The organism is Gluconobacter kanchanaburiensis NBRC 103587, from assembly GCF_007988905.1.
In the GTDB taxonomy this organism is placed as follows: Bacteria; Pseudomonadota; Alphaproteobacteria; order Acetobacterales; family Acetobacteraceae; genus Gluconobacter; species Gluconobacter kanchanaburiensis.
In genome coordinates this window covers 1-779 of record NZ_BJVA01000045.1, presented here as the reverse complement: position 1 = coordinate 779, position 779 = coordinate 1, and the positions used below count along the sequence as shown (strand labels likewise).

Here is a 779-nt window from a genome sequence, read left to right as displayed (position 1 = left end):
CTAGGCTCAGGCGCCATTGATGTGAATGTCATGATGTGATTCAGGCTTCTTGAGGAGACTGAAGATGAATGACCTGTATTGGCTGACGGGTGGACAGATGGAGCGTACAGTCTTTCTTCCCGAAGAGCGGCGGCAAACCTCGCGTTGATGACCGTCGTGTGTTGAGCGGGATCATCTTTGTGAACCGCAATGGTCTGCGTTGGCGGGATGTGCCCCGGGAATACGGTCCACACAAGACATTCTGGAAGCGCTGGGACGGCGTGGGTATTTTCATACGGATGATGGACGGTCTGGCTGCTGGAAAGGCAGAGCCTCAGACCATCATGATTGATACGACGTATCTCAAGGTTCACCGCACGGCTTCGAGCCTGCGGCTAAAAAAGGGGATCGAGGTCGTCTGATCGGACGGACAAAAGGGAACATGAACACGAAGCGGCTGCAATTGCCGATCAGAATGGACGACCGCTGAGCTTTTTCATGACGGCAGGACAGATCAATGATTACACCGGAGCCTCTGCTCTGCTGGACAGTCTGCCTATGGCACAGTGGATTCTGGCGGACCGGAGCTATGTTGCTGACTGGTTCAGGGATGCCCTGGAGAAGAAAGGGATCAAATCTTGCATTCAGGGACGGAAATCCTGAGGGAAACCCATAAAATACGACAAGCGGAAATACAAAAGACGCAACTGCATCGAAATCATGTTCGGCCGTCTCAAGGACTGGCGGCGGGTCGCGACACGCTATGACAGATGCCCGAACGTCTTCTCTACAGTCATCTG

1 pseudogene is annotated in these 779 nt (G+C 53.5%); it reads left to right on the top strand.

Going from position 1 to position 779, the window contains the following annotated elements:
• Window positions 1–64: 64 nt before the first annotated feature.
• A pseudogene (locus tag GKA01_RS13535) lies at window positions 65–779 on the top strand (IS5 family transposase); the annotation flags it as partial.